This is a genomic window from Pseudomonas sp. BNK-44-b (assembly GCF_047456245.1).
In the GTDB taxonomy this organism is placed as follows: domain Bacteria; phylum Pseudomonadota; class Gammaproteobacteria; order Pseudomonadales; family Pseudomonadaceae; genus Aquipseudomonas; species Aquipseudomonas machongensis.
In genome coordinates, this window is the sequence record NZ_CP179908.1 from 3,191,000 (window position 1) to 3,216,433 (window position 25,434).

Sequence of the window (25,434 nt, forward strand, 5' to 3'; positions counted from 1 at the left end):
CGAACGACCGTATCCGACCCATAGCTGACGTTCACGGGGTCTGTCTCAGCCGCGCCCCACAGAGCCACCTGATACACCTTACATTTCCTCGGGACCAGGTGGCTCAAGCGTTTCCTGGTCACGAGATCCAATTCATGGGTCTACGGGACTTAGTCGAGCACATTGTGTAGTACCTCATAGATGACACCTGAAGTAATAGCCACAAGCAGCAGGTCAGTTCCAGCTTGCTGCCACTCATAACCATTGTAATGAGGAAGTCGCCCGATCAGTCGGCTATCCAGCTTCTTCGCAATCCCGGGCGGGAGAGGCTTGCCGCGCGCCAGATTCTTCTGGATACCTGGCGGTAAGGGAGAGCCTGGATTCCAGTAATTGCGGTTGTCATTGAGGATGACTCGCACCCCTCCCGAATCGACGGAAGGCCCTTCGTGCCAGTCATTGCTGTTGCCCTGATGACCTTGGCTTCCGTGTTGTCCTCCCTTGTCGTGGCTTTTCCCTTTCCCGGGATCTGCCAGCAAGATCGGGCTTACTACCAGAGCCAGGGAGAAAACTGCGGCGATACTCAATTTCCTATTCATAGTGAGCATTCCTTGGGACATTATCCAACCACAGAGTAGCTAATCTGTTGGTAGAGGCAATGCCAGTCAGGGTGCGAGCATTCCGTCGGGATTCAAGAACTTAAGCATCTAATGTCGGTCTGAATGGCACCCTTAGCTCTACCACACGCCTTTGGAGGCGAATAAAAATGAGAAAACCCGTGCTTGCTGTCTTTGCGTGTGCATTGGCACTCGGGATGATTCCATTCGTACCCGCAGATATCTCACCTATTGGTTCCGCCTATGCCAAAGGTGGTGGTGGTCATGGCGGTGGAGCTGGCAACGGTGGCGGACATGGCGGTGGGCATTCAGGCGGTATGGGAGGGAACAGCGGAAATGGCAAGAGCGCTGGAAGCGATCACGCTGGCAAGGCCACACGCGATCATGGTGTAAGCGGCAACCATTACGGGAGCTCCCGCAACACTGATAATGGTCACGGAACCACTACCTCGGGTATCGCTCACTCCAAAGACACTCGCGGTTTGGCCAAATCCACTGCCATCTCACGAACTACTCCAGGTGATCACAATTCAAGAGGTCTATCCAACGCCGTCAGATCTTCTTCAAAGAATGATCGATGATTTTGCAGCTCCGATGCGTATAGACCTAGCGTTTTCAAAAGCCCAGCTTGTACTGGGCTTTTTGGCTAGTACTGGTAGGCGTTAAAGTTTGGGCAGCCGTTGGAACCATTTCTGAGCCCCAAAAGGCCCTACCAGCAAGCCGACAGCATGCCTGAAACTCGTCGCTGCTTGTTTGACTTTGGCAAACCGTCGTCAACTGCCCGCTATGGGTCGAAATCGGTCATCCAAAGGCGTAGCCGTAAATCCGGACGGACAACTCTGAACCGCCCAACCTCCACCTCAATCGCTTTTATGCATCCCCCTGTGCGCATCATCCATCAACGCCTTGGCCATCTCGCTGAGGTAATGCGCCGCCCAAACCAGCACCGGTTCGTCGTCCATCACCCCGATGAACGACGCCCGCCGTGCGCTAGCAAGTAGTTCCGAAGCCTGTTGCAGCGCGTGGTCGGCGCAGTTGCCGGGCTCTACGCGGAACAGGTGTTTGCCTTTGACTTCGCTTTCCAGGCAGGTGGTGGTGCCGACGGTCCAGCCGAGCTTGCCGAGGGGGTCTGGTGAGTCCTTGTCCATGGGGAAGTCCTTCGAGGTGCTGTGAATGGGGTGGGTATGCGGGGGCAGCGGTGATGGTGTGAGCTAATTTTTTGTAGTGCCAATGCTGGCCTCTTCGCGGGTTTACCCGCGAAGCAGGCGATGCGGTGTATGGCACGGGCGTTGCCCGTGATCGCGGGGCAAGCCCGCTCCCACAGAGGCCCTGCAAGCCTTTTGGAAATGAGTACGGACTAATGCAGGGACAGCGGCTGCGTTCGGCTCTTGAGCTGCACCTGGGCCAACGCGCACTCCAACAGCGAGCGCACGGCGTCGAGCTCGTGCATCACGCTGAGCAGCATGATCGTGGCGGGGGATTTGGGGAGGAAGGTGATCGACTGGTTGGCTACCGCCAGGCCACACAGGGTGTATTCCATGGCTTCGACCAGGGTGTCTTCGAGGTAGTCGGGGGTTTCTGTAGTGTGCGGTGGGTCGGGGACTATCTTGAGCATGGCGTGATCTCGTCTATTCGATTGGACCACCACGACACCACTTGCATTTGATGGGTGGCGGCTACGTACAGGTCTGCAAGACCGGAAGACGAGAAAACCGGCAGATCCGAAGATCTCCCGCACGTAGCCACCATAGACGGCGTGACCGGGTAGGCTCGGCCAGCGAAGGTAGTGTCATCTTCGGGCTTGCAGGCCCGGTCGTTGATTTGGCAACGACCCGGCGAGACTAGTCGTCATCTGGATGGTGCAAAAGCGGACGGAGGATGCTTGGGAAAGGGACTACATGAAATAGCGAAAATCTGATTCGTTCGTGTAGGAAGTCATCTAATTTTGGAGTGAGTTGCTTGCTGGAGGTTAGTGACGCACATCAGTGCGCCGTCAACAGCTAGAAAGCAGTAGGGGCTTCCCTCTCCTGCCAGTCTCCGCTTCGTAGGTCGGCTAGGCCATCATCGTTGCACCTGCCCTTGGGCCCTGTTGCACACGCACATCCTGCGGTCGCGCAAACCCTCACTGATCAAGATCGCTGGATATTTCTTTAGCCAGCTCGATGAAGACACGCACCGCCGCACTCAGAAAGGCGTCTTTGCGCCGCATCAGAACGGCCCGTCGCTGCAAGCGCTCCGGCTCCAGTGTGATGGCCACCAGGTCGTCATGGGCCAACGCAATTCTGGCAGGCAACAAGGTCGAGAGATTCGTCCGGCGAACGATCTCGATCACTGCGCCGAGGGCATTGGCCTCCATCTGCACCTTGGGACGAATCTCATATTTGCGGCAGTAGCGGTCGATTTGCTCGCGAGTGGCAAACTCTGTGCTGAGCAAGACCAAAGACTCTGCACTCAGGCCGTGCGAGGTAATGGAGCGTTCCTCGGCCAGGCGGTGTCTGCGGTTCATGACCAAAGCAAGCGTTTCGTTCAGCAAGGGGATGGCTTCGATATCCGGCGCATGTATTTCATCAAAAGCGATCCCTACGTCCAGCTCTCCCGCCAACAACAGCTCCTCGATACGCTCCTGGGAAAGCTCTTTCAGGTTGACGGTAATCTTGGGGTATCTGGAGTGAAATACCTCGATCAGCGGCCCCACCAGATAGGTCGTGAACGTCGGCGTTACCGCAACACGCAATGAGCCACGGCTGAGGTCGCTGACATCATGTATAGCCCTTTTGGCTTCCTGCAGTTCCTGATGCGCACGGCGCGCATAGAGAAGGTAGACATCCCCCGCGTCAGTCAAACGCGTCGTGCGGCCTGATCGGTCGAACAACTGGGCTCCCAGGCTCTCTTCCAACTGCCTTACTTGCTGAGAAAGCGCCGGCTGAGAGACATGCAGCGCTGCTGCGGCCTTCGTGAAACTGAGATGTTCTGCAACGGCCAGGAAGTACTGGATGTGGCGAGCGAGCATGTCCATACCCATAAGATAATCTGATCCAACTCATAATAAATGAGACTTTTACCTTATGCCATGCGCTGCTTAATCTCCGTCTCACACCCAGCGACATCGAGACAGCAACCATGAAAGCGATCATCGACGGATTTCTGAAGTTTCAAAAAAATGCCTTTCCGGAGCGGGTCAAACTGTTCAAGGACCTTGCCAATCAGCAGGCGCCAAAGGCTCTCTTCATCTCCTGCTCTGATAGCCGACTGGTGCCTGAGCTGGTCACCCAACGCGAGCCAGGCGATCTGTTTGTCATCCGCAACGCCGGCAATATCGTGCCGTCGTACGGGCCAGAGCCGGGTGGGGTTTCGGCGTCGGTCGAATACGCGGTCGCCGGACTCAAGGTTGCAGACATCGTGATCTGCGGCCACTCCGACTGCGGCGCGATGACCGCCATCGCCACCTGCAAATGCCTGGATCACATGCCCGCCGTAGCCAGCTGGTTGCGGTATGCCGACTCAGCCAAGGTAGTCAATGAGGCCCGTCAGCACGCGGACGGACCAAGCAAGGTTGCCTCCATGGTGCGCGAAAACGTGGTCGCGCAGTTGGCCAACATCCAGACCCACCCCTCCGTACGCCTGGCGCTAGAAGAAGGCCGCGTGACCCTGCACGGTTGGATCTATGACATCGAGAGCGGACGTATCGACGCTTTTGATGGCAGCACCGGCACCTTCGTGTCTCTCGCGGAACACCCAGAAGTCCACGCCGTTTCCCAGCCAGCCAGGCACGTCGCCTGAAACCTGTACCTGCACCTTTTCTTACCCAGGAGACTCACCATGATCCAGACCCAAGCCACCCGCACCGCTCGCCAGGAACTGACCGAAGTCATCATTCAGGCCAAGGCTCGCAAAGACCTGTCCTTCGCGCAAATCGTTGACGGTACGGGCCTGTCCGAGGCCTTCGTCACCGCGGCCTTGCTTGGCCAGCATCCGCTGCCTGAAAGCGCCGCGAAGGTCGTAGGCGAAAAGCTCGACCTCGATGCTGATCAAGTCGCACTGCTGCAATCGATGCCGATTCGCGGCAGTTTCTTCGACGGCGTGCCGAGCGACCCTACCATCTACCGCTTCTACGAAATGATGTCGGTGTATGGAACCACCCTCAAAGCGCTGGTCCACGAGAAGTTCGGTGACGGCATCATCAGCGCCATCAACTTCAAGCTGGACATCAAGAAAGTCGAAGACCCGGACGGTGGCCACCGTGCTGTGATCACCCTGGACGGCAAGTACCTGCCTACCAAGCCTTTCTGATGTAGCTCAGCCCGGTGCCATACCGCGCCGGGCCATCCCCAACATTCATGACGACTGAGCGCCAATCGGATGCTCAGGCCTTCTTACGCCCTCAGTACAGGTGATCACCATGAAACTCTTACTCGTTCTGTTCCTAGGCTGCCTTGGTTCTGTTGCCATGGCCGATGACCAAGGCACTCGAGCTGCACCAATGACGGTTGAACCCTATCGCTACTCTCAGAACCTGGATATCGCGCACGTTGTGGCTGTTACGCCGGTGCCCAATGTCTGCGAAGTTGTGCCGATGCAGCTGACTTACGACGACTCCAATGGCGAGCGGCATATCATGGAGTACAGAATCGTGGGGAATGGCTGTGCCAACAACTGATGCGCCATCCTTACTGCAGCTCGACAGGCAGTTCCTGGACATCAGGGCAGATGGGATCGAGGCTTGGCATCCTGTATGGACGCAAGCCCACTGCGAAAATCGCTGTGGGCTTTTTGCTTCCGACAGAGGGTGATCTGCCGACTCGTCTGCGGGACGGGAATCTGGACGGCAGACGACCCTCCTGAAACTTCAGAGCCTGTACTCAATGGTGTAGGACTCATCCTCTCTCGGTTCTATCGTAATAGGAATGCCGAAGAGCTTTCCTCGACAATCACTGACGCTACACCGATACACATTTCCCTGCTGGAGCTGATTCCAGAGCCCTTCGTCATGTATCGCAATCTGCAACACACGGTTGTTCGGATCCTCTCTGACCTGAGCAACGTGATGGTCCAGGTCGCACCCGAATTCAGCAGTAGTAAACTCGGGATCGTAGCCGATCAGCACACCGTGCCTTTTCAGATCTTCCCGAATACGCTCAATCACGTCGTCTGCTTCTTGTTTTAGCATGATCGTTATCTCGCGGTGTTGTACTCATCAAAACTCTAGCTGACCCTGATGGTTTTCGTTGTTTATCGTGCAATCAACGACTCAGCCTTATTCCTGAAATTGCCCACCGCCTTAGGGGGAGCTGGCGGTAGCGGAAGACTGCTTTCGCCCCATTTCGGACACTGAAAAATCGCGTTTCGTAAGTGCGACGTCCACTCTGTGGGAGCGGGTTTACCCGCGAAGCAGGCGATGCGGTGCATGGCACGGGCGTTGCCCGTGATCGCGGGCAAGCCCGCCCCCACAGAGGCCCTGCAAGCCCTTTGGAATGAATACGGACGAGTGCAGGGACAGCGGCTGCGCTCGGCTCTTGAGCTCCACCTGGGCCAGCACTCACTCCAACAGCGAGCGCACGGCATCGAGTGCAGCATGACCGTGGCGTAGGATTTCCGCCTGATTGAGTGACTGCGTTGTGTCCAGGAGATTTCTTCTCTCTGCCACAAACGCGCTTGACCTCAAGTTGACTCGAGGTTGCAGACTGCCCGCTCTTTCTTCTGGAGCAATCCCATGTCCGCAGATTCCCGTCCCGCATTCGCGCTGTCCAATCCACCCGGGCTGTACGACCCGAGCAGCAACGGTTACTCCCACGTCGCCGCAGTAGCACCTGGAGCCAGGCTGTTGTTCATTGCCGGGCAAGGTGGCGAGGATGTCGACGGGCGACTGCCCGCCGAGTTTGCCGCGCAGGCCAGGCAGGCACTGGCCAATTTGGACACGGCGCTGCGGTCGCAGGGCGCGAGCTTGCAACAGGTGTTCAAGCTGACCTTGTTGATCGTCGATCATGATGAGCATCGCTTGCGTGAATGGGTCAGCGAAGCAAATCGGGTCTGGGAAAGCGGGCATCCGGTCTGCACCCTGATCCCCGTTCCACGGCTGGCGCTGGATGGCATGCTGGTGGAGATTGATGCGGTGGCCGCTTGCTGTGAGGTGGTTTGAGATGGATGTGACGTGACCCGCCGTGCCTGACACGGCGGGGTCTTTTTCGCGGGCAAGCCCGCTCCCACAGGTACCTCGCTGTACTCAAGATCAGCGGTGAGGGCGGTGCAGGTATGAAGCTCAAGCCGCGCCGCCACCCTCCCCGCCCAGCATGCCAACGAACCACCCCACCCCCGGCAAACCCCGGCTCACCAGCAGCGTCGGCGCCACCTGCGGCCCGCCCTCGGTCCAGAACAAGGCATGCCCGGCCAACGACCGCTGCCCCGCCAGCCCGTCCAGTTGCAGCAACCACTGTTCGACCGCCTGCGCCATTCCGTCCTGCTCCGGCAGCGCCGACCACATCGCGCCCATCGCCGGCTGCCCCCACGCAGGCGCGATGCTTGCGGGCTCTGGCCGTAATGGAGCGGGCAACTGGCTGAGGTCGCGGTCGAAGCGCTCCAGCACGAACCCCGTCTCCAGGGTCGACAATGCCAGGCGCTCCACTTCGGCGTACCACGCGCCGTCGCGCCGCAGGCGCTCCAGCACTGGAATGTCCGGCCCGCCATAGGCCAGGGTCAGGGGAAAATAACGCCCCACCCGGTCGACACTGGGCATCATCACGCCAGCCCAGGCGGGCTCGCCGCAGACCCCGGCGGCCAGGGCGAAATGCCAGATCGGGCTACAGCGGTAGGCCTGCTCCCACCCAGCTCCCAGGCGCTCGCGGCTGGCGCGCAGGCCGGCCTGCAACCAGTCATCCCAACCTCGCACGAACGCGGGCGACAGGCGCCGGCTGAGGAAATCGCCATGGGTCACCAGCTTGCCGTAGAAGCCGGTGCGCGAAACGCGCTGTTCCAAGGGCCTCACCTCACAACCGCGCCGGGCAACGGAACTGCTCCAGCGCGTCGCGGCGGAACGGGTTGATCACGCTGCTGGCGCGTAGCGTGTAGCTCACCTTGTGCCCGCCCAGGTTGAACGTGAGCAGGAAGCGCTCACCCGATTCACCGCTGACCTGCCCCTGGTCAAGCAAACGCAACCAGGCCCAAGGGCCGTCGCTGCGCAGGCCGCTACCGGTGGGAGACTGCAATTGCACGCGGTCGCTGCCTTTGCCGCTGGGCAACACGATCGGCGTGAATCCGGTATCGCCGCCAGGCACGAACGTCACCGGCTGGCCAGCGATATCCAGCGTCACCTGGCCCAATGCGGGATCGACGGTCAGGGGTTGCACGTCGAAGCGCAGCGAGGGCTGACGGGCACCGGCGGCGAAGAACATGTCGCGCAGGCGTGCGCCGCGCTGGAACTGGTCGAGCACCTCCTGGGGGATGCTCAGCGGCGCGCTGCCGTTGGCGCGCCAGCGCCATTGGCTACTGCTCATGTCGACGTAGGGCGCGAGGTTGCGGCTGAAGAAGTCGTCCATGATGCCGCCAGGGCCGAAGAAGCGGCCGAAGTCGTCGGCGGTGACGTCGCGGCTGGCGCCGCGCACCAGCGGGTAGCGCCCGGCGATGGCATCGCGGCAGAACGGCGCGCCATTGGCCACCCACAGGGCATTGAGGCGTTCGCGCTCGTTGCCGAGGGTCAGCGCGCTGCCGCCACTGTCGACTGCGCGCAGCACCTCGGACAACGGGGCTGGCTGCTCGGTTGCGGCGCGCTTGATGCGCCCAAGCACCTCGCCGCTGGGCGCTGGCGTGCCACTGCGGCGGGCATTTTCGGCGCTGTCGAAGAACTGCGCGGCGTCCTTGAGCAGGGTCAGGCTTTCCTCCAGCGACGCCGGGGTGGCGCTGCCCGCCAGGGCATGCAGGGCGGCGAAGTGCTGGTCCACTGGGTTGCCGGTGGCAGCCGGCGCGGGGGCCGGGGCGCTGTCGGACAACGCACTTTCCAGGCGCTTGCGGGCACTGTCGAGGCGTTCGCGCAGGGCGCGGTCGACCGGGTTACCGGCGCTGTCGCCGGGGGTGTCGGCCAGCACGCCTTCGAGGGTGGTCTCGCGTGCGGCGGTCTGGAGGAAGGCGCGCAACGGTGAGTCGGCGGCGGCCAGGGCATTACTCACCTGGGCCGCCTGGCCGAGGCTGGCCAGGGGCACCAGTTGCACGTCGGCCAGGTAGGCATCCCACTGGCGGATATAGTCTGCGTAGTACAGCTCAAGCACCGCAGCGCCCAGGCGCGCACTATCGCCCGCGCCGAGGGCCGCTTCCTGGCGGTCGAGCACCCAGCTGTCGCGGGCCATGTCGGCCACGGCGCGCTCGCGCCTGGCCAGCAAGGCGCGGTAGCCAGCCACGCTGTACACGCCGCTTACGCCGCGCGACAGCGGCAGGCCGCTGCGCCGCACCAGCAACGACGAGGCATCGCGCCCGGCGGCAGCGTTGACGCTCTGCTCGGCCAGCCCGGCCTGGGCCACCTGGCGCTTGAGGCGGTTGTAGATGCGCTGCGACAGCGGCATGCCCGCCAGGGTCAGGCGGGTCTTGGCGATCAGGTCGGCATCGAGCTGTACCGGCTCGGCGTCGGCGTCTTCGAGCAGCGCGGCGACATGCGCCCATAGTTGCTGGCGCTGCGCCTCGCTGGCCTGGGGCAGCTCGCGGCGCCAGTCGACATCGACCCAGGCCTGCACCGAGGCGGCATCGAAGAACTGGCGCTGGCCGAGCATCAGGTACACGCGCAGGGTTTCGTAGAGGAAGTCCTGGTTGCTGGCATCGCCCCGGCGCAAGGCGCTCTCCAGGTTGCCGACGATCGACGGCAGCAGGGTGCTGCGCAGCAGGCGGTGGTACAGCGCCACGGCCCCGGCACCGAGCTTGTCACCCTGGTACAAACCAAAACGCTCAAGCAGCGGCACGCCCTCCCCGCGCTGGTCGTAACCCGCGGGCAAGGCGCGGGCAGCGTCGAGCAGCGGCAACGCCTGCAGCACGTTGCCCTCAGCCGGCAGCGCCTTGGCCAGTTGCGCCACCTCAGCGGTACGTTGCGCGGCGGTATCGACCAGCACGCGGTTGCGCTGGTAACTGAGCGCCATGCCCAGCGCCAGCAGCAGCGTCAGCACCGCGACCAGCACCATCCCCGCGCGCAACCATTGGCGGCGGCGCTGCTCCTGGCGCGGGTCGAGCCCGGCCAGGCCCGCTTCCTTGAAGATCACCTCGCGCAGCAGCCGGGTGATGAAGTAGCTGCGCCCACTGGCGTACCCGGCAGGCAGCACTTTGCGCCCCAGGCCGAAGGCGGCGGCCAGCGAGGCCAGCACCCGGTCGATCGGGCTGCCTTCCTGGGTGCCGCTGGTGAAGTACACCCCGCGCAGGCGGGTCGGTGCCTGGAAGCGGTTGGGTTCGAACACCGTGCGCAGGAAGCCCGCCAGCACGTCGCCCATGCCGGCGAACTGCTGTGGGAAGCTGTACAGCAAGGCACGTCGCGACAGGTCACGCTCCTGTTGCATGCGCTCGAGCACGCGCACCTGCAACTGCCGCTCCAGCGCCTCGAACTCGGCCGGGAAGCCCGCCAGCGCCGCTCCCGGCTGCTCGCTCTGGGCCAGCGGGAAGGTCACGCCCCACACCTGGCTGCGCTCATCGCGCCCAAAGTGCTCGAAGTACTCGGCAAAACCGGCCAGCAGGTCGCACTTGGTCACCACCACGTACACCGGGAAGCGCACGCCCAGGCGTTCGTGCAGCTCGTCGAGGCGCGCGCGGATCGCCATGGCCTGGCGCTGGCGCTCGGCCTCGCCTTGTTGCAGCAGGTCGCTGACGCTCAGGGTGACGATCACGCCGTTGACCGGGCTGCGTCGGCGGTGCTTTTTCAGCAGGTCGAGAAAACCGCGCCAGGCCGCCTTGTCGACCTCGGCGTCGCTGTCCTGGGTGGTGTAGCGCCCGGCGGTGTCCAGCAGCACGGCTTCGTCGGTGAACCACCAGTCGCAGTGGCGCGTGCCGCCGATGCCGCCGATGGCCGTGGCGCCGTGGGTGTCACTGAGCGGGAATTGCAGGCCGGAGTGGGTCAACGCAGTGGTCTTGCCGCTGCCTGGGGCGCCGACGAACAGGTACCACGGCAACTGGTACAGGTACTGCCCGCCCGGTTTCCAGCCGGGGCTGGCCTTGCGCAGCACGGCCATCGCCTCGCGCATGCGCTCGGCCAGATGCGCCACCTCGGCCTGCGAGGCGCGCGCCGAGGCGGGTTCCCCGGCCTGCTCATCGGTGACCCCGGCCATCAGCAGGCGGTTGGCGCGCCAGGCAGCAAAAGCGCGCCAGCCGAAATAGGCCAACCACGCGGCCAGCAACGCCGCCACCAGCCAGCCGCGCGCCCAGGTCGAGGCCAGTGGCTCGCGCCCGTCGAATGACAGCAGCGGACCTTCGTACCAGATCAGCAGCGCCATCAACGCCACGCCCAGCAGCGACAGCAGCCAGGAACTGGCCAGCCAGCGCAGACCGCGCATGAAGGTATCGAACAGATAGATCAGATAAGACATCGCCTGGACCTCACTGCGGCTGCGCAGGAACAAATACGGTGATCTCTACGCGGCGATTGCGCGCGCGGTTGGCGGCCGAGTCGTTGGCCACCAGCGGCTCGGTCTCGCCACGGCCTTCGCTGCGGTAGCGCGTGGCGGGCCCGGCGCGTTCGGCCAGCAGGCGCGCGACGTTGCGCGCGCGGGTGTTGGACAGGTCGAAGTTCGACGACAACCGCGAACCCAGCGCAGGCCGCACGTTATCGGTGTGACCGACCACCAGCACGTCGCCAGGCACGCCCTTGAGCGCCTCGCCTATGCGCGTCAACAGACCGTCGAAGGCGCTCGACACCTCGGCGCTGCCAGAGGCGAACACACCGTCGCCGCGCAGGGTGATCACCGAGCGGTCACTGGTTTCGCGCACGCTCACCAGGCCTTGGGCGATCTCCTCGGCGAGGAACCCGGACACCCGCACCGGCGCCGGCCCCGTGGGCTGGGCGGCCTTCAACGGCGAGGCCAGGCGCAGCTCGCCCATCTGCGCGAACACCGGGTCCGAGGCGCGATTGAGCAGCCAGTTGCCGGTCACCTGCAACAGCACCAGCAGCAGCGCCGCCAAGGCCGCCAGCACCCACAGCGGCACCAGGCGCAGCATCGACACCGGCGCAGTGGGCGCACCGCGCCAGCGTGGCGAAAGGTCCTGCTCGACCGCGCCGCGCTGCTGGCGAATCAACTGCAACAGGCGCTCGCGCAGGGCCGCCAGTTGGTCGAAGCCACGGTCCAGTACGCGGTAGCGCCCTTCCAGGCCCAAGGCCAGGCACAGGTACATCAGCTCCAGCACGTCGAGGTTGGCGCGCGCATCCAGGCTCAGGCGCTGCAGGATCAGGAAGAACTTCTCGCCGCCCCAGGCCTCGTTGTGGAAGGTCACCAGCAGGCTGCTGCCACTCCACACCCCGGCGCCCCAAGGCGTGCTGGAGATGGTTTCGTCGACCAGCGTGCACAGGGCATAGCGCGCCGCGGCGAGGGTCTGGGCTTCCACCCGGGCGTTGCGCGCCTGCGCCTCGAACTGCTGCACGGCCTGCACCAGCCGCTCGCGCAGGGTTTCCATGTCCGGTGCGCGGGTCAGCCCACGCAGCGGCACCACCAGGTCGAGCAAGGGGTTGGCGGCGCGCACCAGCGGGTTGAGGCCGGCGCCGCGCAGGGCCAGGTCGGCTTCGACCGGCGCAGGCGCGGCGCTGGAGGCCGGGCGGCGGCCGCCGGGGGTCGGCAGCAACAGGGTGTGGTCCGGGTCTTGCCCGGGCTCAAGGGAGTCGTTCATGTTCACGGTGATGTACCTGCGCTGTCGATCAGGCGTTGCGGATGGCCCAGAACTGCATGTCCAGCCCGGGGAAGCTGCCGGCCACGTGCAGGGCGAAGCCTGCCGACTGGGTCAGCTGTTGCCAGTACGCGCTGTTGCGGTCGAGTTCGAAGTAGGTGAAGCCTGCGTGGAACGGCAACTGCCGCGGCGCCACCGGCAAGGGCCGCAGGCCGATGCCGGGCAGTTGCAGGTTGACCATGTCGCGGATCTTCTCCACCGAGCCCAGCTTGACCTGCGGCGGGAACCCGCTGCGCACCGCTTCGGCCGGCATCTGCGCATGCACGGCGAGGACGAAGGTGGCGCTGCCGAGCAGCGCGCGGTCGGGCAGCACCGCCACGCGGATACCGAACTGACGCTCCTCCAGCGGGATCTGCAGGGCGCGCGCATCGATCACCGTGGCCAGGGCGCGGCGCAGGTCGAGCATCAGCGGGGCGAAGGTCTCGGCCAGGGCATCGTGGCGGTACACCGGGTAGCGGCTGGCGCGCTTGTCGGCGTGGGTAAAGGTCGCCAGCTCGCCGGCCAACTCCGTCAGTTGGCGGTACAACGCCTCGGGGTGCAGCCCGGCCATGCCGGCCAGGTGACGCACCAGCGGCTCGCTGCGGTTGAGCAGTTGCAGCAGCAAAAAGTCGGCGATCTCTGCCGCGCCGCTGGCACCCGGCTGGGCCAGGCGCGTGGCCATGGCCTCGGCGCGCTGGTGCAGCAGGCCCAGCAGTTCGTCGACGAACGCCGCCAGGCGCGGTGCGGCCTGCAAAGTGAGGCTCGGCGGGCAGTAGGCGGGGTCGAGCAACACCTGCTGGTCGGCGCGGCGCTCCAGCACCCGTGCCACGCCCAACACCGCGTGGGCGTCAGCGACGTCGCTGGCCAGGGCCAGGCGCAGGCGCAGCTTGCCGACGTTCATCAGCGCGCTGTTGTCCAGGCCGTTGCTGTCCCAGGCCTCGTACTCGACGCTGCGATGGCGGGCGAAGTTTTCCGCGCTCACGCGGTCGTCCACTTCCGCCACGCCATGGCGTGCGGTGGGCAGCGCCAGCACCACGTCGAGGTCACGGGCGTCGGCAGGGATCTCCAGCGGCAACGGCATCTCGTCGAATGGCAGGCCGATCGGCGTGCCATCAGGCAGCACGCCGCTGTAGGCCTTGAGCGCCAGCTTGCCGAAGGCCAGGTGCTGCTCGTCGAGCTCCAGGCGCGAAAAGCCCCAGGCGTAGGGGCGCAGCGCCGCGACCCGGGCCTCCAGGTGGGCATTGAGGAAACGGTCGTGCTGCTGCAGGTGCTGGGGCTGCAGGAGCATGCCTTCCGACCAGACGACTTTGCTGTTCCAGGACATGAATGCGATCTCGGGTAAAGGGGTTCAGGGCATGTCGCGCAGGCGGCTGACCTGCTGCTGGTAGGCCACGGAGAATTTCTCGCCGTAGAGGCGTTGCAGGTCTTCGTCGCCATCGCGTGCAAGCTCGGCGTGCAGCTCTGCGAAACGCGCCCATAGGCGGGCCTTGCGCGTCGAGGGCAGCACGCGTTCCAGGGCGCCGGGAGCGGCCAGTCGACGTTCGATACGCACCGGGTCGAAGCGCTGCATCACCTCGCCCAGGGCCTCGCGCATGCCGGCGATCACCGCCATCTCGTGGGCGCGCAGGTCGTCGAAGGCGGCGTGCAGCGCCTGCACGCCGGGCAGATAGGCCGGGGCGTCGGTGCTGAGCATCTGGCTGAGGGCGCTGGTGGGGTCGGGGAAGAACTTCAGCGGGTTGTTCGAATGCGCGCCGATCATCGTCATCTCGATATGGCTTTCGCGCTTGGTCAGCGCCCGCGCCATCAGCACGCCCATGGTGCCGCCGGTGGCGGCGCGGAGCATTTCTCCCACCAGCCGGGCCAGCTCTTCGGGGCTGCGCGAGGCGCGCAGGTGCGGCAGGCCGAGGCCTTCGAGCAGGGCCTGGAGCACAGGGTCTTCGCCGGCCGCCGTGGGTTCTGCGGCAACGGGGGCTGGTGTTGCGATTGGGGTGGGTGCAGGCGCCAGGCTGGCTGGGGCGGCGGGCGTCGCCAGCAGGTCGGCCAGGGCATCGTAGCCATCGGGGATCAACGCCGCTTCCGGCGCCTGGGGGGCTGGGCTGACAGGCAAGGCCGGCAGGGCCTGCAACTCCGGCGACAGATGATCGGCCGGGGTGCCGAGGAAGGCCGCCGTGGGGCGCTGGCCGCCGAACAGGTTCAGGCCCAGCGGGTCGTCCAGCATCGGGGCCGGCTCGAACACTGACTCGCCTTGCACGATGCTCGCCGCCGCCAGGGCGTCGGTGTCCACCCGTGGCTGGCTGAAGCCCGGCTCGCTGCGCGGTGCCACGGCGGCTTCCAGCGGCGGTGGCGGCGGCGGCTGGACCGGCGCCGGTGGCACGAACACCGCCAGGGTCTGGGTGGCGCCAACCCCCGTCTGGTCGGGGTCGGCCTGCTCCACCGCGAGCAGCGCCACACCGATCTGGTAGTCGCCGATCACCAACTGGTCGCCGGCCTGCAGCAGCGTCTCGCGGCCATGGCCGAGCAGGCGCTCGTTGATCACGCTGGGGTTGCTGCCGGTGTCGGTGAGGTAGTAGCCGCCCTCACGCCGCTCGACGCGGGCGTGGCTGCGGGAGATGTACTTGCCCGGATCGTCCAGCACCAGGTCGTTGCCGGGCGCGCGGCCCAAGGTGCCGGCGACGTCGATCAGGCACGCCAGCTCAGCTGCGGGCGGCTGCCCGCGATAACGTTCGACCCACAGTTTCACAGGCATGTCAGGTTCCTTTCGGCAGGAAGGTGGCGGGGCTCACTGGCGGCCATCGTCGGCCTCCTTGGGCTCCAGCGGCTGGCCCACCGGGCCGGGCCGCGAGGCCAGCACCAGGGCGTTGGCGGCGGCCGAGGCCTGGGGCAACGGCAGCGGCAGCATCGAGGCGATGATGGTCGGGCCGAGGGTCAGGAACGAGCCGCCGGCCTTGAGGGTGATGCTCGCCCCCGCCTCGATCACCACGTTCATGCCGCCCTTGATGTGCACGTCGGTGCCGCCGCTGAGGCTGGCCTTGAGCGCGCCGTCCAGCTGCAGGTCACGGCCGGCGGCCTGGGACACGCTGCCCACGGCCTTCTCGGTGCGGTCGCCCAGCACATGCTGGTGGCGGTCGCCGCCGACGCGTTCGCGCAGGTCCTTGGCCACTCGCGAATGGCGCTCGCCGCCCACCCAATCGAGGGCATCGCGCTCGATGCGCTGGTCGAAGTTGCGCTCGGCGTGGATGAACACCTGCTCGGCACCCTTGCGGTCTTCGAAGCGCAGTTCGTTGTAGCCGTTGCCGCCTTTGCTGGAGTGGCTCTTGAGGGTCGAGCGGGTGGCTTGTTCGGGCAGGTTGTAGGGCGGCATCACCTCGGCGTTGTAGACGCTGCCGGTGACCAGCGGGCGGTCGGGGTCGCCTTCGAGAAAACTCACCACCACTTCCTGGCCGATGCGCGGCAGGAACAGGCTGCCCCAGCGCTTGCCGGCCCATCCCTGGGCGACGCGGATCCAGCACGAGCTGTTCTCGTTTTCCTGGCCTTCGCGGTCCCAGTGGAACTGCACCTTGATCCGGCCATACGGGTCGGTCCAGATCTCCTCGCCGGCCTTGCCCACTACCTTGGCGGTCTGCGGGCCGTGCACCAGCGGGCGCGGGGTGAGGCATGGCGGGCGGTAGTCCTGCTGGCGCGGCAGCGCGGTGAAGCGGCAGGTGAGCACGGGCGCCGGGTCTTCGGGGCGGGTCGGTTCGTAGGTGTCGGACGACAGCTCGTATTCGGCGGCGAGCACCAGCACCTGTTGGTTCTGATCGCCGCGCGGGTGTTCGCTGAGGGTGAACAGCGCGCCGGGGAACAGCCCGCGCGCGCGGGTGGCGCCCTCGATGCGCCGGTAGCTGGTGTGCCGGGCCTCGAGCTGCTGGCGGGCCAGGGTCTCGCCCTGCGGGCGCTCGCGGTACTTGCCGGGGTAGTCGTAGCGCTCGAAGCGTGACTGGGCGTAGGGGCGCGCCTGGGTCGACTTGACCAGCAGGTTGGCCGAGGGTTTTTCGAAGTCGTAGTCCTGCAGGGCCCAGGCGCCGGGCTCGACTTCGCCGCTCATGCGCCAGTCGTAGATCACCTCGCTGTCGCGCATGGCCTGGTCCTCGGCTGGCAGGTAGCGCACCTGTGCGTAGCCTGGGGCGGGCGCGTGGGCGCCGTAGCCGTCGGCCAGCACCAGGGTGTGGCGGCCGGCCGCGCTGCGGAAGAAGTAGTAGATGCCGGCCTGCTCCAGCAGGCGGCTGACGAAGTCGAAGTCGCTTTCGCGGTACTGTACGCAGTACTCAAGGGCCGGGTAGCTGGCGCTCAGGCCCGAGGTGTCGACGTCGGCCAGGGTGTAGGGGGCGAACACCGCCTGGACGATGTCCGGCACGTTGCGCTGCTGGAAAATCCGGCAGTCGCTGCTGCGGGTGAGCAGCCACAGCCATGGGCGCACCACTGCGTGGTAGGTGGCGAAGCGGCCCTGGCGGCCGGTATAGGCGAAGCGCGTGACCAGGCCGCTGAAGTGGCGCTGGCCGCCCTTGGGCAGTTCCACGGCAACGGTCAGGGGGGTGGCGAGCAGGTCGTCGAGGTCCAGGTCGGTGCGTTCGCTGTAGAGGTCGATGTGGTATTCGCTCAAGGTCGACAGGCCTTCACGGGCGGTCATGCGCCGGAACAGCAGGGTGTCGGGGGCCAGCACGCAGGTGACGGCAATTTCGCGGTTGGCTTGGGTAACGGGCATCCAGGGCTCCTTCACGCGGGGTGGCCGCAAGGGTCGGCCTTGGGGACACAACAGGTGGGGAGCGGGGTTTATTCCGTGGGGGATGAAAAAGCGTGTGGGGTGAGCGCGAGGGTGCTGCGGATGGCCCTATCGCGGGACGAGTCGGATCGCCGCACCGCCGCTCCACAAGGACGGCGCTGTCCCTGAGAACCGCGCTGTACCTGTGGGAGCGGCGGTGCGGCGATCCGACTTGCCGCGAGATCACGGGCGTAGCCCGTGCCAGGCGACGCGATCAGGCCGCGGCGGTAGACACCAGCCGCTCCAGCACCAGGGTGATGCCGGTGGCGTTGTAGCACTTGCTCCACAGGTTCATCTGCTTGAAGTCGGCGAAGTCCTTGCCGTCACCCGGGTCCATGTAGGTGCCGTCCGGACGCTGCATCACGTAGTGCAGGCCGATGCCGAAGGTCATCACGATTTTCAGCGCCCGCCGGTTGGCCGCCAGGGCCGGTGGCTCGGAATGGATGATCGGGAAGCCCGCCCGCACGCACTTGGTCTCGGCATCGGGGTAGAAGGTCGACAACGCGCTGGCGATCATCCCGCTCATGTAGATCTTCACATCCAACCCCAACTCGCGGGCAGCGATGGCCACGTTGTGCGGGAAGGAATAGCCCAGCTTGCTCAAGTCGGCCTGCTCCTTGTCCAGCCGCCCGCCCGTCACGGACCCCGAGGTGATCTGGTACAGCGCCGCCTCGCAGAAATAGTTGGCCTGCAAGGCCTGGCCGGTGCTGCGCGCGCCGGTGTTCGGCATGGTGGTCACGCCCAGCTCCGCCGCCGCGCACAACAGCGATGCCGCGCCACAGGAAAATGCGAAATCTTGTTTCTTGTTCATGGAAGGCTCTCGAAGGCCGGCAGGCCTGGGTTCACTTGATGTCGGTAATCCAGAAGAACGGGTTCGGATGGCCAGAGAACGCCGCCGGCTTGTCGACGGTCTCCAGCTGGCTGCCGCTGAAACGCCACGAGGCGTAGTGCAGCGGCGCGAAGTACAGCCGCGCGTTGAGGTAGTCGAAGACAATGCGAAAGCGGTTGCCGCCCCAGCCGTAGGCGTCCAGGTCGCCCGCGGTGTACTCGACGTAGCCAGTGGCACAGTTGCCGCCGCCGCGGTCGGCCGAGTGGTGTTTGTTGGCCTGCGCGTAGGTGTGGTACAGCTGCCCGCGTGCCGAGGCCGGCTGCTGCGCCGTCAACTGCGGCAGGTAGCAGGGGGTGTTGGAATGGATCTGGCGCATCGCCCCCAGGGTGTCGTCGCCGATCGAGGTGGCGATGGCGCTGCAATCGTAGGGCGCCGTCGATTGCATCAAGGTGCGCATCAACTGCTTGATGCGCGCGTCCACCGGCAGGTAGCGAAAATCGATGCGGTACAGGTCGAGGATCGGCCCTTGCTTGCAGGCCTTGACGCAATCAGGGTCGGCCGCCTCTTCCAAGGCTTTGATGAACTCGTAGCTGCTTTTCTTGCCGTCGCGCTCGGACATGCTCGTTGTCTCCCCTGTCAGCCTGCGTGGCGCACCCACACCTTGGCGCTTTGCACCTCGGTGAGCTTTTCCCAGTCTTTGAACAGCGTCTGCCAGTCGCCCAGCGGCTTGTAGGCGTCGTGCTCGCTGGCCAGCAGGCGTTCGATACGCAGCTCGGTTTCCTTGAAGCGCACCGCCTCCGCGCAGACGACCACGGCGAACGACAGCGGCAGCCTGAGGTGGTCGTAGCCGCCGCCGCTGTATTGGCGCAGCGCTACCAGGTCCATGCGGGTGAAGGCCGAGTAGGTGGTGGCCGTGGTGTTGGTGCGCAAGGCCGAATGAGTGCCCTTCAGGTCAATCTTGCGCAGGCGGTTGTTGTTGCCGCCCACGCCCAGCTTCGGGGCGAACGGCGGCTCGGAATCGGCGAAGTGGTACCAGGTGCCATCGGCACCGAGGAAGGCATCGATGTACAGGGACTTGCGCGACATCAGCAGGCTCGCCGCCACGCCCTCGCCTGGTTTCAGGATCAGGTCGATGCGAAAGAACCCTTCGCGCCCCTTGGGCATGGCCAGCAAGGTGCGCATCTGGGCGATGGCGTCGCCGTAGACGAACAGGCCGGTGTACAGGTGCATGGTGATGATCATGCCGCTTCCTCGTCGTAGGTGTAGTCGAAAGCGCCGTCGCGCACGCCCAGGTGCACGCGGGTGACTGCTTCGCCGCGCAGCATCCGTTCGAGGAATTCGCGGCTGATGGCGGGCAGTACCGAATGGGTGAGGATCGCGTCGATCATCCGCCCGCCGCTCTCGAGCTCCGTGCAGCGGCTGGCGATCAGCGCTACCACTGCCTCGTCGCAGCTGAACGGCACGCCGTGGCGCTCGGCCAGGCGCCGCTCGATGCGGCCCAGTTGCAGGCGGATGATGCTGGCGAGCATGGCGTCGCTCAGCGGGTAATAGGGGATGGTCACCACCCGCCCGAGCAGCGCGGGCGGGAAGACGTGCAGCAGCGGCTCGCGCAGGGCGCGGGCGATGGTTTCCGGGTCCGGCACCCGCTCCGGTCGCTGGCACAGATGGCTGATGGTCTCCGTGCCGACGTTGGTGGTGAGCAGGATCAGGGTGTTCCTGAAGTCGATCACCCTGCCCTCGCCGTCCTCCATCCAGCCTTTGTCGAACACCTGGAAGAACAGCTCGTGCACATCGGGGTGGGCCTTCTCGATCTCGTCCAGCAACACCACGCTGTAGGGCTTGCGCCGCACCGCCTCGGTCAGCACGCCGCCCTCGCCGTAGCCGACGTAGCCGGGTGGCGCGCCCTTGAGGCTGGAGACCGTGTGCGCTTCCTGGTACTCGCTCATGTTGATGGTCACCAGGTTGTGCTCACCGCCATACAGCGCCTCGGCCAGGGCCAGGGCGGTCTCGGTCTTGCCCACCCCGGAGGTACCGGCGAGCAGGAACACGCCCACCGGCTTGCCTGGGTTGTCGAGCCCGGCGCGCGCGGTCTGGATACGCCGGGCGATGGCTTCCAGGGCATGCGGCTGGCCGATGATGCGGCGCGACAGGCTGCTGGCCAGGTTGAGCACGTTGTCGATCTCGTTGCGCACCATGCGTCCGACCGGAATGCCGGTCCAGTCCTGCACCACGGCGGCCACCGCTTGCTCGTCGACGGTGAGCAGGATCAACGGCGTCTCGCCCTGGGCCTCGGCCAGCGCCTGCTGGCGGCTGCGCAGCTCAACCAGGGCGTCGTCGCTCGCGCCCTCGCCGCCCAGTTGCCCGCGCAGTTCGACGATCGCCGCCACCTGTTCCTGCTCGCTGCCCCAGGACGCCTCCAGACCATCGAGCCGCTCGCGCTCGCGGGTGCGCTGCGCGTCGAGGGCCGCCTGGCGCGCGTTGGTGTCCACCCCCAGCGCGCGCTCGCGGGCGATGATCGCCTGCTCGGTGTCCAGCGCTTCGAGCCGCCGACGGCTGTCGTCCACCGCCGCCGGGGTGGCGTGCAGGCTGATGGCAACCCGCGCGCAGGCGGTGTCGAGCAGGCTGATGGCCTTGTCCGGCAGCTGGCGCGCGGGGATGTAGCGGTGCGAGAGGCGCACCGCCGCAGCCAGCGCAGTGTCGAGAATCTGCACCTGGTGGTGGCGTGCCATGCTCTCGGCGATGCCGCGCAGCATCAGCAGCGCGCGGGCCTCGTCGGGTTCGTCGACCTGCACGGTCTGGAAGCGCCGGGTCAACGCGGGGTCTTTCTCGATGTACTTCTTGTACTCGGCGAAGGTGGTCGCGCCGATCGTGCGCAGCGTGCCACGGGCCAGCGCCGGCTTGAGCAGGTTGGCCGCATCGCCGGTGCCCGCCGCACCGCCCGCGCCGACCAGGGTGTGGGTTTCGTCGATGAACAGGATCACCGGCGTGACGCTGGCCTGCACTTCGTCGATCACCGCGCGCAGGCGCTGCTCGAACTCGCCCTTCATGCTCGCCCCGGCCTGCAGCAGGCCGATGTCGAGCACCAGCAGGCGCACCGTGCGCAGCGCTGGCGGCACGTCACCGCGCACGATGCGCTGGGCCAGGCCTTCGACCACGGCGGTCTTGCCGACCCCGGCCTCGCCGACCAGCAACGGGTTGTTCTGCCGGCGGCGCATGAGGATGTCGATGACCTGGCGGATCTCGTCGTCACGCCCGACGATCGGGTCCAGCGTGCCGCTGCGCGCCTGCCCGGTGAGGTCGACGGTGAAGCGCGCCAGCGCCTCCTGGCCATTCGGGCCGGCGCTGGGCAGCGCGCCGGAGCTTTCCCCCGGTGCCAACTGGAAACCGTCGCTGGCCGCCTGGTTGGCCTCGGGCGAGTCGGCCAGCAAAGTGGCGAAGCATTCGGTAAGGTCGTCGACGCGTACCTTGGCGAACTCGGCGGACAACGCCAGCGCCGCATTGCGCAGGGCGCGGTCCTTGAGCAGGCCGACCAGCAGGTGCCCGGAACGTACCTGGGCCTCCCCGAACATCAGCGTGGCATGCACCCAGGCGCGCTCGACCGTGTCTTCGAGTTGCGACGACAGGTCGGTGATCGAGGTGGAGCCACGCGGCAGGCCGTCCAGCGCCGTGGTCAGGTCGACGGCCAGGCGCGCCGGGTCGAGGCTGTAGTGGCGCACGATGCGCACCAGGTCGCTGTCCTGCGCCTGCAGCAACTGGTGCAGCCAGTGCGCCAGCTCCACGTAGGGGTTGCCACGCAGCTTGCAGAACACCGTGCTGCTTTCGATGGCCCGGTAGCACAGGCCGTTGAGTTTGCCGAACAGGGCCACTCGACTGATCTCAGCCATGATCTGATCCTTGCGATGAGGGGGAAGCGGAAGGGGTAAGGCGCGGGTTGATGAGCAATTGGCGGTCGTCTTCGCTCGGTGGTGCGCTGCTCAGCCAACTGCTCCAGCCAAGCCGGGCATCCCGGCCCAGGCGGGTGCCGGGCAGGTGCTGGCGGGCGACGATCAGGTTGACGTCCCAGTCCAACGCCAGGCCCGCGTACTGGCGCACCCAGTCGGTCAGCCGGCGCAGGCCGGGCTGGCCCGGCAGCAGGCGGCGCACTTGGGCCATGCTCAGCGGGCCGACCCGCAGGCGGAACTTGCCCTGGGCGTTCCACACCTTGCGCCCGAGCACCGTGCCCACGCCCAGGCGCTCGGCGCTCGGCCCGCTGCGCAGGGCGCACAGGCCATCGGCCGGCAGGGTCATCCAGTGGCCGACGAACTGCTCCACCAGCACCGGCACGCCGAAGTCGTCGCTGAGCAGCGCGGCCAGGCCTTCGGCATTGCGCATGTGCGGCGCCAGGCGCCCGGCATGGTGCTGCTTGGCCAGTTGCGGCACGGCATCGCGGCCTTGCAGCGAGGGCATGCCCAGGCCGATCAGCGAGGCCACGTAGTCGGAGAAGCGGTCGGCGCCGGGGCGGTCGAGGCTGACCGCTGGCTGGGCACTGGCCCAGGCGCGGTAGAACAGGCTGATCAGGCGGTGGTGGAAGATATCGAGGAAGCGCGCCAGGGTCGGGTCGTCGACATTGCGCTGGCGGTCGCGTACGTATTCGGTCAGGTGCAGCGGCAGTGGGCCGTTGGCGCCCAGTGCGCCGAAGCCATTGAGCAGAAGGCGCGGCGCCTGGTGCCCGTCGCCCGCCTGCAGGCCCGCCAGCATCGCCGGTTCGAAGGCCAGCGACGGCTGCTGGCCGAAGCGCAGCGGCTCGTCGGCCGGGCGGCTGGCCTGGCCGATCCGTGGGCGGTCGGCGAAGGCGCATTCGAGCTGGCGCAGGGCGGCGTAGAAGTCGAACGACGCCGGTTTCTGCGCGAGCCGCTGCAACAACGCTAGAGGATCTCGCATCGCCCTACCCTCGCCGGCCACTGCATGATCAAGCCGCGCGTGGTGCTGTGCAGCTGGGTTTCGGTGAAGCTGTTGAGCGCCACGTACTTGGCGAAGAACTGCTCCAGCACCGCGCCGAAGACGAACAGGCTGGCGCCTTCGAAGGCGCTCTCGTCGACTGTGACGCACACCTGCAAACCACGGCCATGGGTGATCGGGCCTGGGATCGGCAAGCGTCGCACGATCGACCGCGCGCTCACCGAGCGCAGCCCGTCGACCTGCTTGTGCACCGGCGTATCGCTGACGCCGCAGTACAGCCGCAGCAGGTCGCGCAAGGCGCTGGCGCCCTGCTCAGGGTCCTGGTCGAGCAGCGACAGGTAGTTCAGCGACAGGTGGCTGACCAGCCGCCAGGCGGTTTCGCCCTCGGCGAACGAGGCTCGCGGCGCGGTCGGCCCGGCCACGCAACGCACCGCCTGCACCGGCGCGCCGGACTCGACGGTGAAGTCGGTCTTGCCCACGCCCACCGGCATACTCAGCACCAGGTCGCGGTTGCTGCACAGGGTGTCGACGCCCAGCTGGCGCAGGTCGCTGCGGTACGGCGCCTCGTGGGCGTCGACCAGGGTCAGGAAGATCTCGCTGCCGATGTAGCTGGAGCGCGGCCCCTGGCGACGCTGCTGGGCGCTGAGCACGCGAGTGTCGCGGCGCACCTGGAACCAGGCGCCCTGGCGAGGGTCGTGCAAGTCGTTGGCGCGGTAGAACGACTCGAAGCGCTGCTCGGACTCGGCACCGCTGCCGTGGCCGGTGACACCGGTGACCTGATGGATCTCGAAATCCATCGGCCGGGTGCGGTCGGGCACCACGTGGTAATCGACCTGCTGGTCGGACAGATGCACGCGGTCGGCGCGTTTGGGGAACAGGTTGATCGCCGGGGTGCAGTGCAGTGCGAACTGCGTGGCGGACACGCTGCTTTCGAGCGCTGGCACGAAGGTCTTGAACAGCACCGTCACATCCAGTTCACTGACGTCGCAACGCTGCACCGCCGGGCCCAGTCCGCCCAGTTCGACGAACTGGAAGCGCTGCGGCAAGGCGAAGTATTCCTGCAGCAGCCGGTAGCCCTGGAAGGTGCGCGGCGCCACCGGCAGCAGGGCCTGGTCGTCGTCGAAGCCCTGGGCGCGCAGCGCCGAGGCGTCGATGAAGGCGTGCCCGCGGTTGTCAGCCTGCACCGGCTGCACCAGCACCCCGGCGGCCTGGGCCAGCAATTGCTCCTGGATGCGCCCGGCCAGCCCTTCGGCGCCGCGCAGGTGCAGCATCAAACGCTCGAGGGCGAGCTTGTCGAAGGTCAGCCCGGCGCCGACTTTCAGGCGCAGGCGCAGCGCCGCCTTGACCGGGCCCAGGCGCGCCAGCTCGACACCACCGACCTGCCCGGAGCAGGCGAAGTAACGGGCCTCGGTGAGCTCGATCGGCCAGAGGGTGACGTCATGCGCGGTGCGGAATTCGCAGGCGGTCTGGTCGCCCTTGCCCAGCAGGCTGTGCAAGGGCGTGCCGCGCGGCACGGTGAAGCCGGCGGCCAGGCTGCCTTCGGCGAGGTCCGGTTGCAGTTGCACCAAGGCGGTGGCTGGCGTGGGTGCCAGGTAATGGGGGTAGACCAGCTCCAGCAGGTGATTGGTGAAGCGTGGAAATTCGGCGTCGATCTTCAGTTGCACCCGCGCTGCGAGGAAGCTGAAGCCCTCCAGCAGGCGCTCGACGTAAGGGTCGGCGCAGGCGTGGCTTTCCAGCCCCAGACGCCCGGCGACCTTGGGGAAATCGCGGGCGAACTCACCGCCCATCTCGCGCAGGTGCTGGAGTTCGCGCTCGTAGGAACGCAGCAGCTTGGGGTTCATCGCACACCTCCAGCGTCGATGTCGTAGAGCTTCACATCGCCCGCCTCCAGGTCCAGTTCGGTCTTCAGGTACAGGCGCTCGGGCAGCGGCTGGCCCCACAGCTCACCGTGGATCTCGAACGCCACCTGGTTGGGGCTGGCCTGTTCGCGGTCCCGGGCCAGTGGCGTGACGCGCACGCTGGCCGGCAGGACGCGCGGCTCGAAATCGACGATCACCTGCTCGATGCGCCGCGCCAGGGCCTGCGGGTCAAGGCCGGTGGCGGTCTTGCCGGACAGGTCGGGCAGGCCGAAGTTGAGCACCGAGCGCGCCGCCAGCGGGTAGGCGGTGAGGTCCTGCACACTGCCCAGGCAGGTGCTGTTGAGCAGCCAGCCGAGGTCGCGCAGCACCGCCTTGCGCAGCGCGCGCATCGACAGCACGCGCTGCTCGCGGGGCTCGTGCGACTGGTCGCGGGCGTCGTCGCTCAGGCGGTCGAGCAGCGAGGGTTGCAGACGCTCACTGCTGGTCAGCTCAGCCATGATCGACAGCGCCAGGCAAAATGAAGGGGGTCATGGGCGACACTCCAGGTCG

Annotated in this window: 23 protein-coding genes; 5 read left to right on the forward strand and 18 right to left on the reverse strand. The window is 66.2% G+C overall.

Going from position 1 to position 25,434, the window contains the following annotated elements; all coding sequences use genetic code 11:
* Positions 1-149: 149 nt before the first annotated feature.
* Complete coding sequence (locus ACMGGG_RS14655) at positions 150-584, reverse strand: anti-virulence regulator CigR family protein (protein WP_414155771.1); 435 nt, start codon at positions 582-584, stop codon at positions 150-152.
* A gap of 158 nt (positions 585-742) precedes the next feature.
* Here ACMGGG_RS14655 and ACMGGG_RS14660 point away from each other — a divergent pair, with 158 nt between their 5' ends.
* Positions 743-1,174 carry a hypothetical protein gene (locus tag ACMGGG_RS14660; protein WP_414155772.1) on the forward strand — a complete coding sequence of 144 codons (432 nt, stop codon included), beginning with the start codon at positions 743-745 and terminating at the stop codon, positions 1,172-1,174.
* A gap of 279 nt (positions 1,175-1,453) precedes the next feature.
* On the opposite strand, the gene ACMGGG_RS14665 is transcribed toward ACMGGG_RS14660, so the two are convergent.
* From ACMGGG_RS14665 to cynR, 3 genes are all read right to left on the reverse strand, one after another.
* Complete coding sequence (locus ACMGGG_RS14665) at positions 1,454-1,741, reverse strand: DUF3077 domain-containing protein (protein ID WP_112898696.1); 288 nt, start codon at positions 1,739-1,741, stop codon at positions 1,454-1,456.
* 209 nt (positions 1,742-1,950) lie between these two features.
* Positions 1,951-2,208, reverse strand: a complete 258-nt coding sequence (locus ACMGGG_RS14670) for a hypothetical protein (protein WP_112898697.1) — start codon at positions 2,206-2,208, stop codon at positions 1,951-1,953.
* Positions 2,209-2,715: 507 nt separating this feature from the next.
* Positions 2,716-3,603 carry a transcriptional regulator CynR gene (gene cynR, locus ACMGGG_RS14675; protein ID WP_063546823.1) on the reverse strand — a complete coding sequence of 296 codons (888 nt, stop codon included), beginning with the start codon at positions 3,601-3,603 and terminating at the stop codon, positions 2,716-2,718.
* A 110-nt stretch (positions 3,604-3,713) separates the two neighbouring features.
* Between cynR and ACMGGG_RS14680 the strand changes: the two genes are divergently transcribed.
* From ACMGGG_RS14680 to ACMGGG_RS14690, 3 genes are all read left to right on the forward strand, one after another.
* Entirely contained in the window at positions 3,714-4,373 is a 660-nt protein-coding gene (locus ACMGGG_RS14680; RefSeq protein WP_063545505.1) for a carbonic anhydrase, read from the forward strand.
* A 39-nt stretch (positions 4,374-4,412) separates the two neighbouring features.
* Positions 4,413-4,883 carry a cyanase gene (cynS, locus tag ACMGGG_RS14685; RefSeq protein ID WP_054895305.1) on the forward strand — a complete coding sequence of 157 codons (471 nt, stop codon included), beginning with the start codon at positions 4,413-4,415 and terminating at the stop codon, positions 4,881-4,883.
* A 109-nt stretch (positions 4,884-4,992) separates the two neighbouring features.
* Positions 4,993-5,250 carry a DUF2790 domain-containing protein gene (locus tag ACMGGG_RS14690; RefSeq protein WP_063545506.1) on the forward strand — a complete coding sequence of 86 codons (258 nt, stop codon included), beginning with the start codon at positions 4,993-4,995 and terminating at the stop codon, positions 5,248-5,250.
* Between the two features lie 189 nt (positions 5,251-5,439).
* Here the strand turns inward: ACMGGG_RS14690 and ACMGGG_RS14695 are convergent, their stop codons facing one another.
* Positions 5,440-5,760: a hypothetical protein gene (locus ACMGGG_RS14695; protein ID WP_054895303.1), complete on the reverse strand. Its 321-nt coding sequence runs from the start codon at positions 5,758-5,760 to the stop codon at positions 5,440-5,442.
* Between the two features lie 543 nt (positions 5,761-6,303).
* Here ACMGGG_RS14695 and ACMGGG_RS14700 point away from each other — a divergent pair.
* Complete coding sequence (locus tag ACMGGG_RS14700) at positions 6,304-6,729, forward strand: RidA family protein (protein WP_063545508.1); 426 nt, start codon at positions 6,304-6,306, stop codon at positions 6,727-6,729.
* 120 nt (positions 6,730-6,849) lie between these two features.
* On the opposite strand, the gene tagF is transcribed toward ACMGGG_RS14700, so the two are convergent.
* From tagF to tssE, 13 genes are all read right to left on the reverse strand, one after another.
* Positions 6,850-7,563, reverse strand: coding sequence for a type VI secretion system-associated protein TagF (gene tagF, locus ACMGGG_RS14705; RefSeq protein WP_063545509.1), 714 nt, complete (start codon positions 7,561-7,563; stop codon positions 6,850-6,852).
* 10 nt (positions 7,564-7,573) lie between these two features.
* Positions 7,574-11,134 (reverse strand): type VI secretion system membrane subunit TssM, encoded by a 3,561-nt coding sequence (gene tssM / locus ACMGGG_RS14710; protein ID WP_196759872.1) that lies wholly within the window; start codon positions 11,132-11,134, stop codon positions 7,574-7,576.
* A gap of 10 nt (positions 11,135-11,144) precedes the next feature.
* Positions 11,145-12,425, reverse strand: coding sequence for a type IVB secretion system protein IcmH/DotU (icmH, locus tag ACMGGG_RS14715; protein ID WP_063546827.1), 1,281 nt, complete (start codon positions 12,423-12,425; stop codon positions 11,145-11,147).
* Between the two features lie 28 nt (positions 12,426-12,453).
* Entirely contained in the window at positions 12,454-13,785 is a 1,332-nt protein-coding gene (tssK, locus tag ACMGGG_RS14720) for a type VI secretion system baseplate subunit TssK (protein WP_063545510.1), read from the reverse strand.
* 24 nt (positions 13,786-13,809) lie between these two features.
* On the reverse strand, positions 13,810-15,207 hold the full coding sequence (gene tagH / locus ACMGGG_RS14725) for a type VI secretion system-associated FHA domain protein TagH (protein WP_063545511.1): 1,398 nt from the start codon (positions 15,205-15,207) through the stop codon (positions 13,810-13,812).
* A 33-nt stretch (positions 15,208-15,240) separates the two neighbouring features.
* The gene (locus ACMGGG_RS14730) at positions 15,241-17,202 is read right to left on the reverse strand and encodes a type VI secretion system Vgr family protein (RefSeq protein WP_414155774.1); all 1,962 of its coding nucleotides are present in this window, start codon (positions 17,200-17,202) and stop codon (positions 15,241-15,243) included.
* A gap of 271 nt (positions 17,203-17,473) precedes the next feature.
* Positions 17,474-18,070 carry a hypothetical protein gene (locus tag ACMGGG_RS14735; protein ID WP_065861795.1) on the reverse strand — a complete coding sequence of 199 codons (597 nt, stop codon included), beginning with the start codon at positions 18,068-18,070 and terminating at the stop codon, positions 17,474-17,476.
* Between the two features lie 31 nt (positions 18,071-18,101).
* Positions 18,102-18,707: a hypothetical protein gene (locus ACMGGG_RS14740; protein WP_063545514.1), complete on the reverse strand. Its 606-nt coding sequence runs from the start codon at positions 18,705-18,707 to the stop codon at positions 18,102-18,104.
* A gap of 17 nt (positions 18,708-18,724) precedes the next feature.
* Positions 18,725-19,330 carry a ribosome-inactivating family protein gene (locus ACMGGG_RS14745; RefSeq protein ID WP_063545515.1) on the reverse strand — a complete coding sequence of 202 codons (606 nt, stop codon included), beginning with the start codon at positions 19,328-19,330 and terminating at the stop codon, positions 18,725-18,727.
* A complete protein-coding gene (gene tssH / locus ACMGGG_RS14750; protein WP_414155775.1) occupies positions 19,327-21,972 on the reverse strand; it encodes a type VI secretion system ATPase TssH in 2,646 nt (881 codons plus the stop codon). Before tssH ends, ACMGGG_RS14745 begins: the two co-directional genes overlap by 4 nt.
* Entirely contained in the window at positions 21,965-23,008 is a 1,044-nt protein-coding gene (tssG, locus tag ACMGGG_RS14755) for a type VI secretion system baseplate subunit TssG (RefSeq protein ID WP_414153967.1), read from the reverse strand. Before tssG ends, tssH begins: the two co-directional genes overlap by 8 nt.
* Positions 22,993-24,867: a type VI secretion system baseplate subunit TssF gene (tssF, locus tag ACMGGG_RS14760; protein ID WP_414153968.1), complete on the reverse strand. Its 1,875-nt coding sequence runs from the start codon at positions 24,865-24,867 to the stop codon at positions 22,993-22,995. Before tssF ends, tssG begins: the two co-directional genes overlap by 16 nt.
* Positions 24,864-25,382 (reverse strand): type VI secretion system baseplate subunit TssE, encoded by a 519-nt coding sequence (tssE, locus tag ACMGGG_RS14765; protein ID WP_414153969.1) that lies wholly within the window; start codon positions 25,380-25,382, stop codon positions 24,864-24,866. The genes tssF and tssE overlap by 4 nt, the downstream gene beginning before the upstream one ends.
* Between the last annotated feature and the right edge of the window lie 52 nt (positions 25,383-25,434).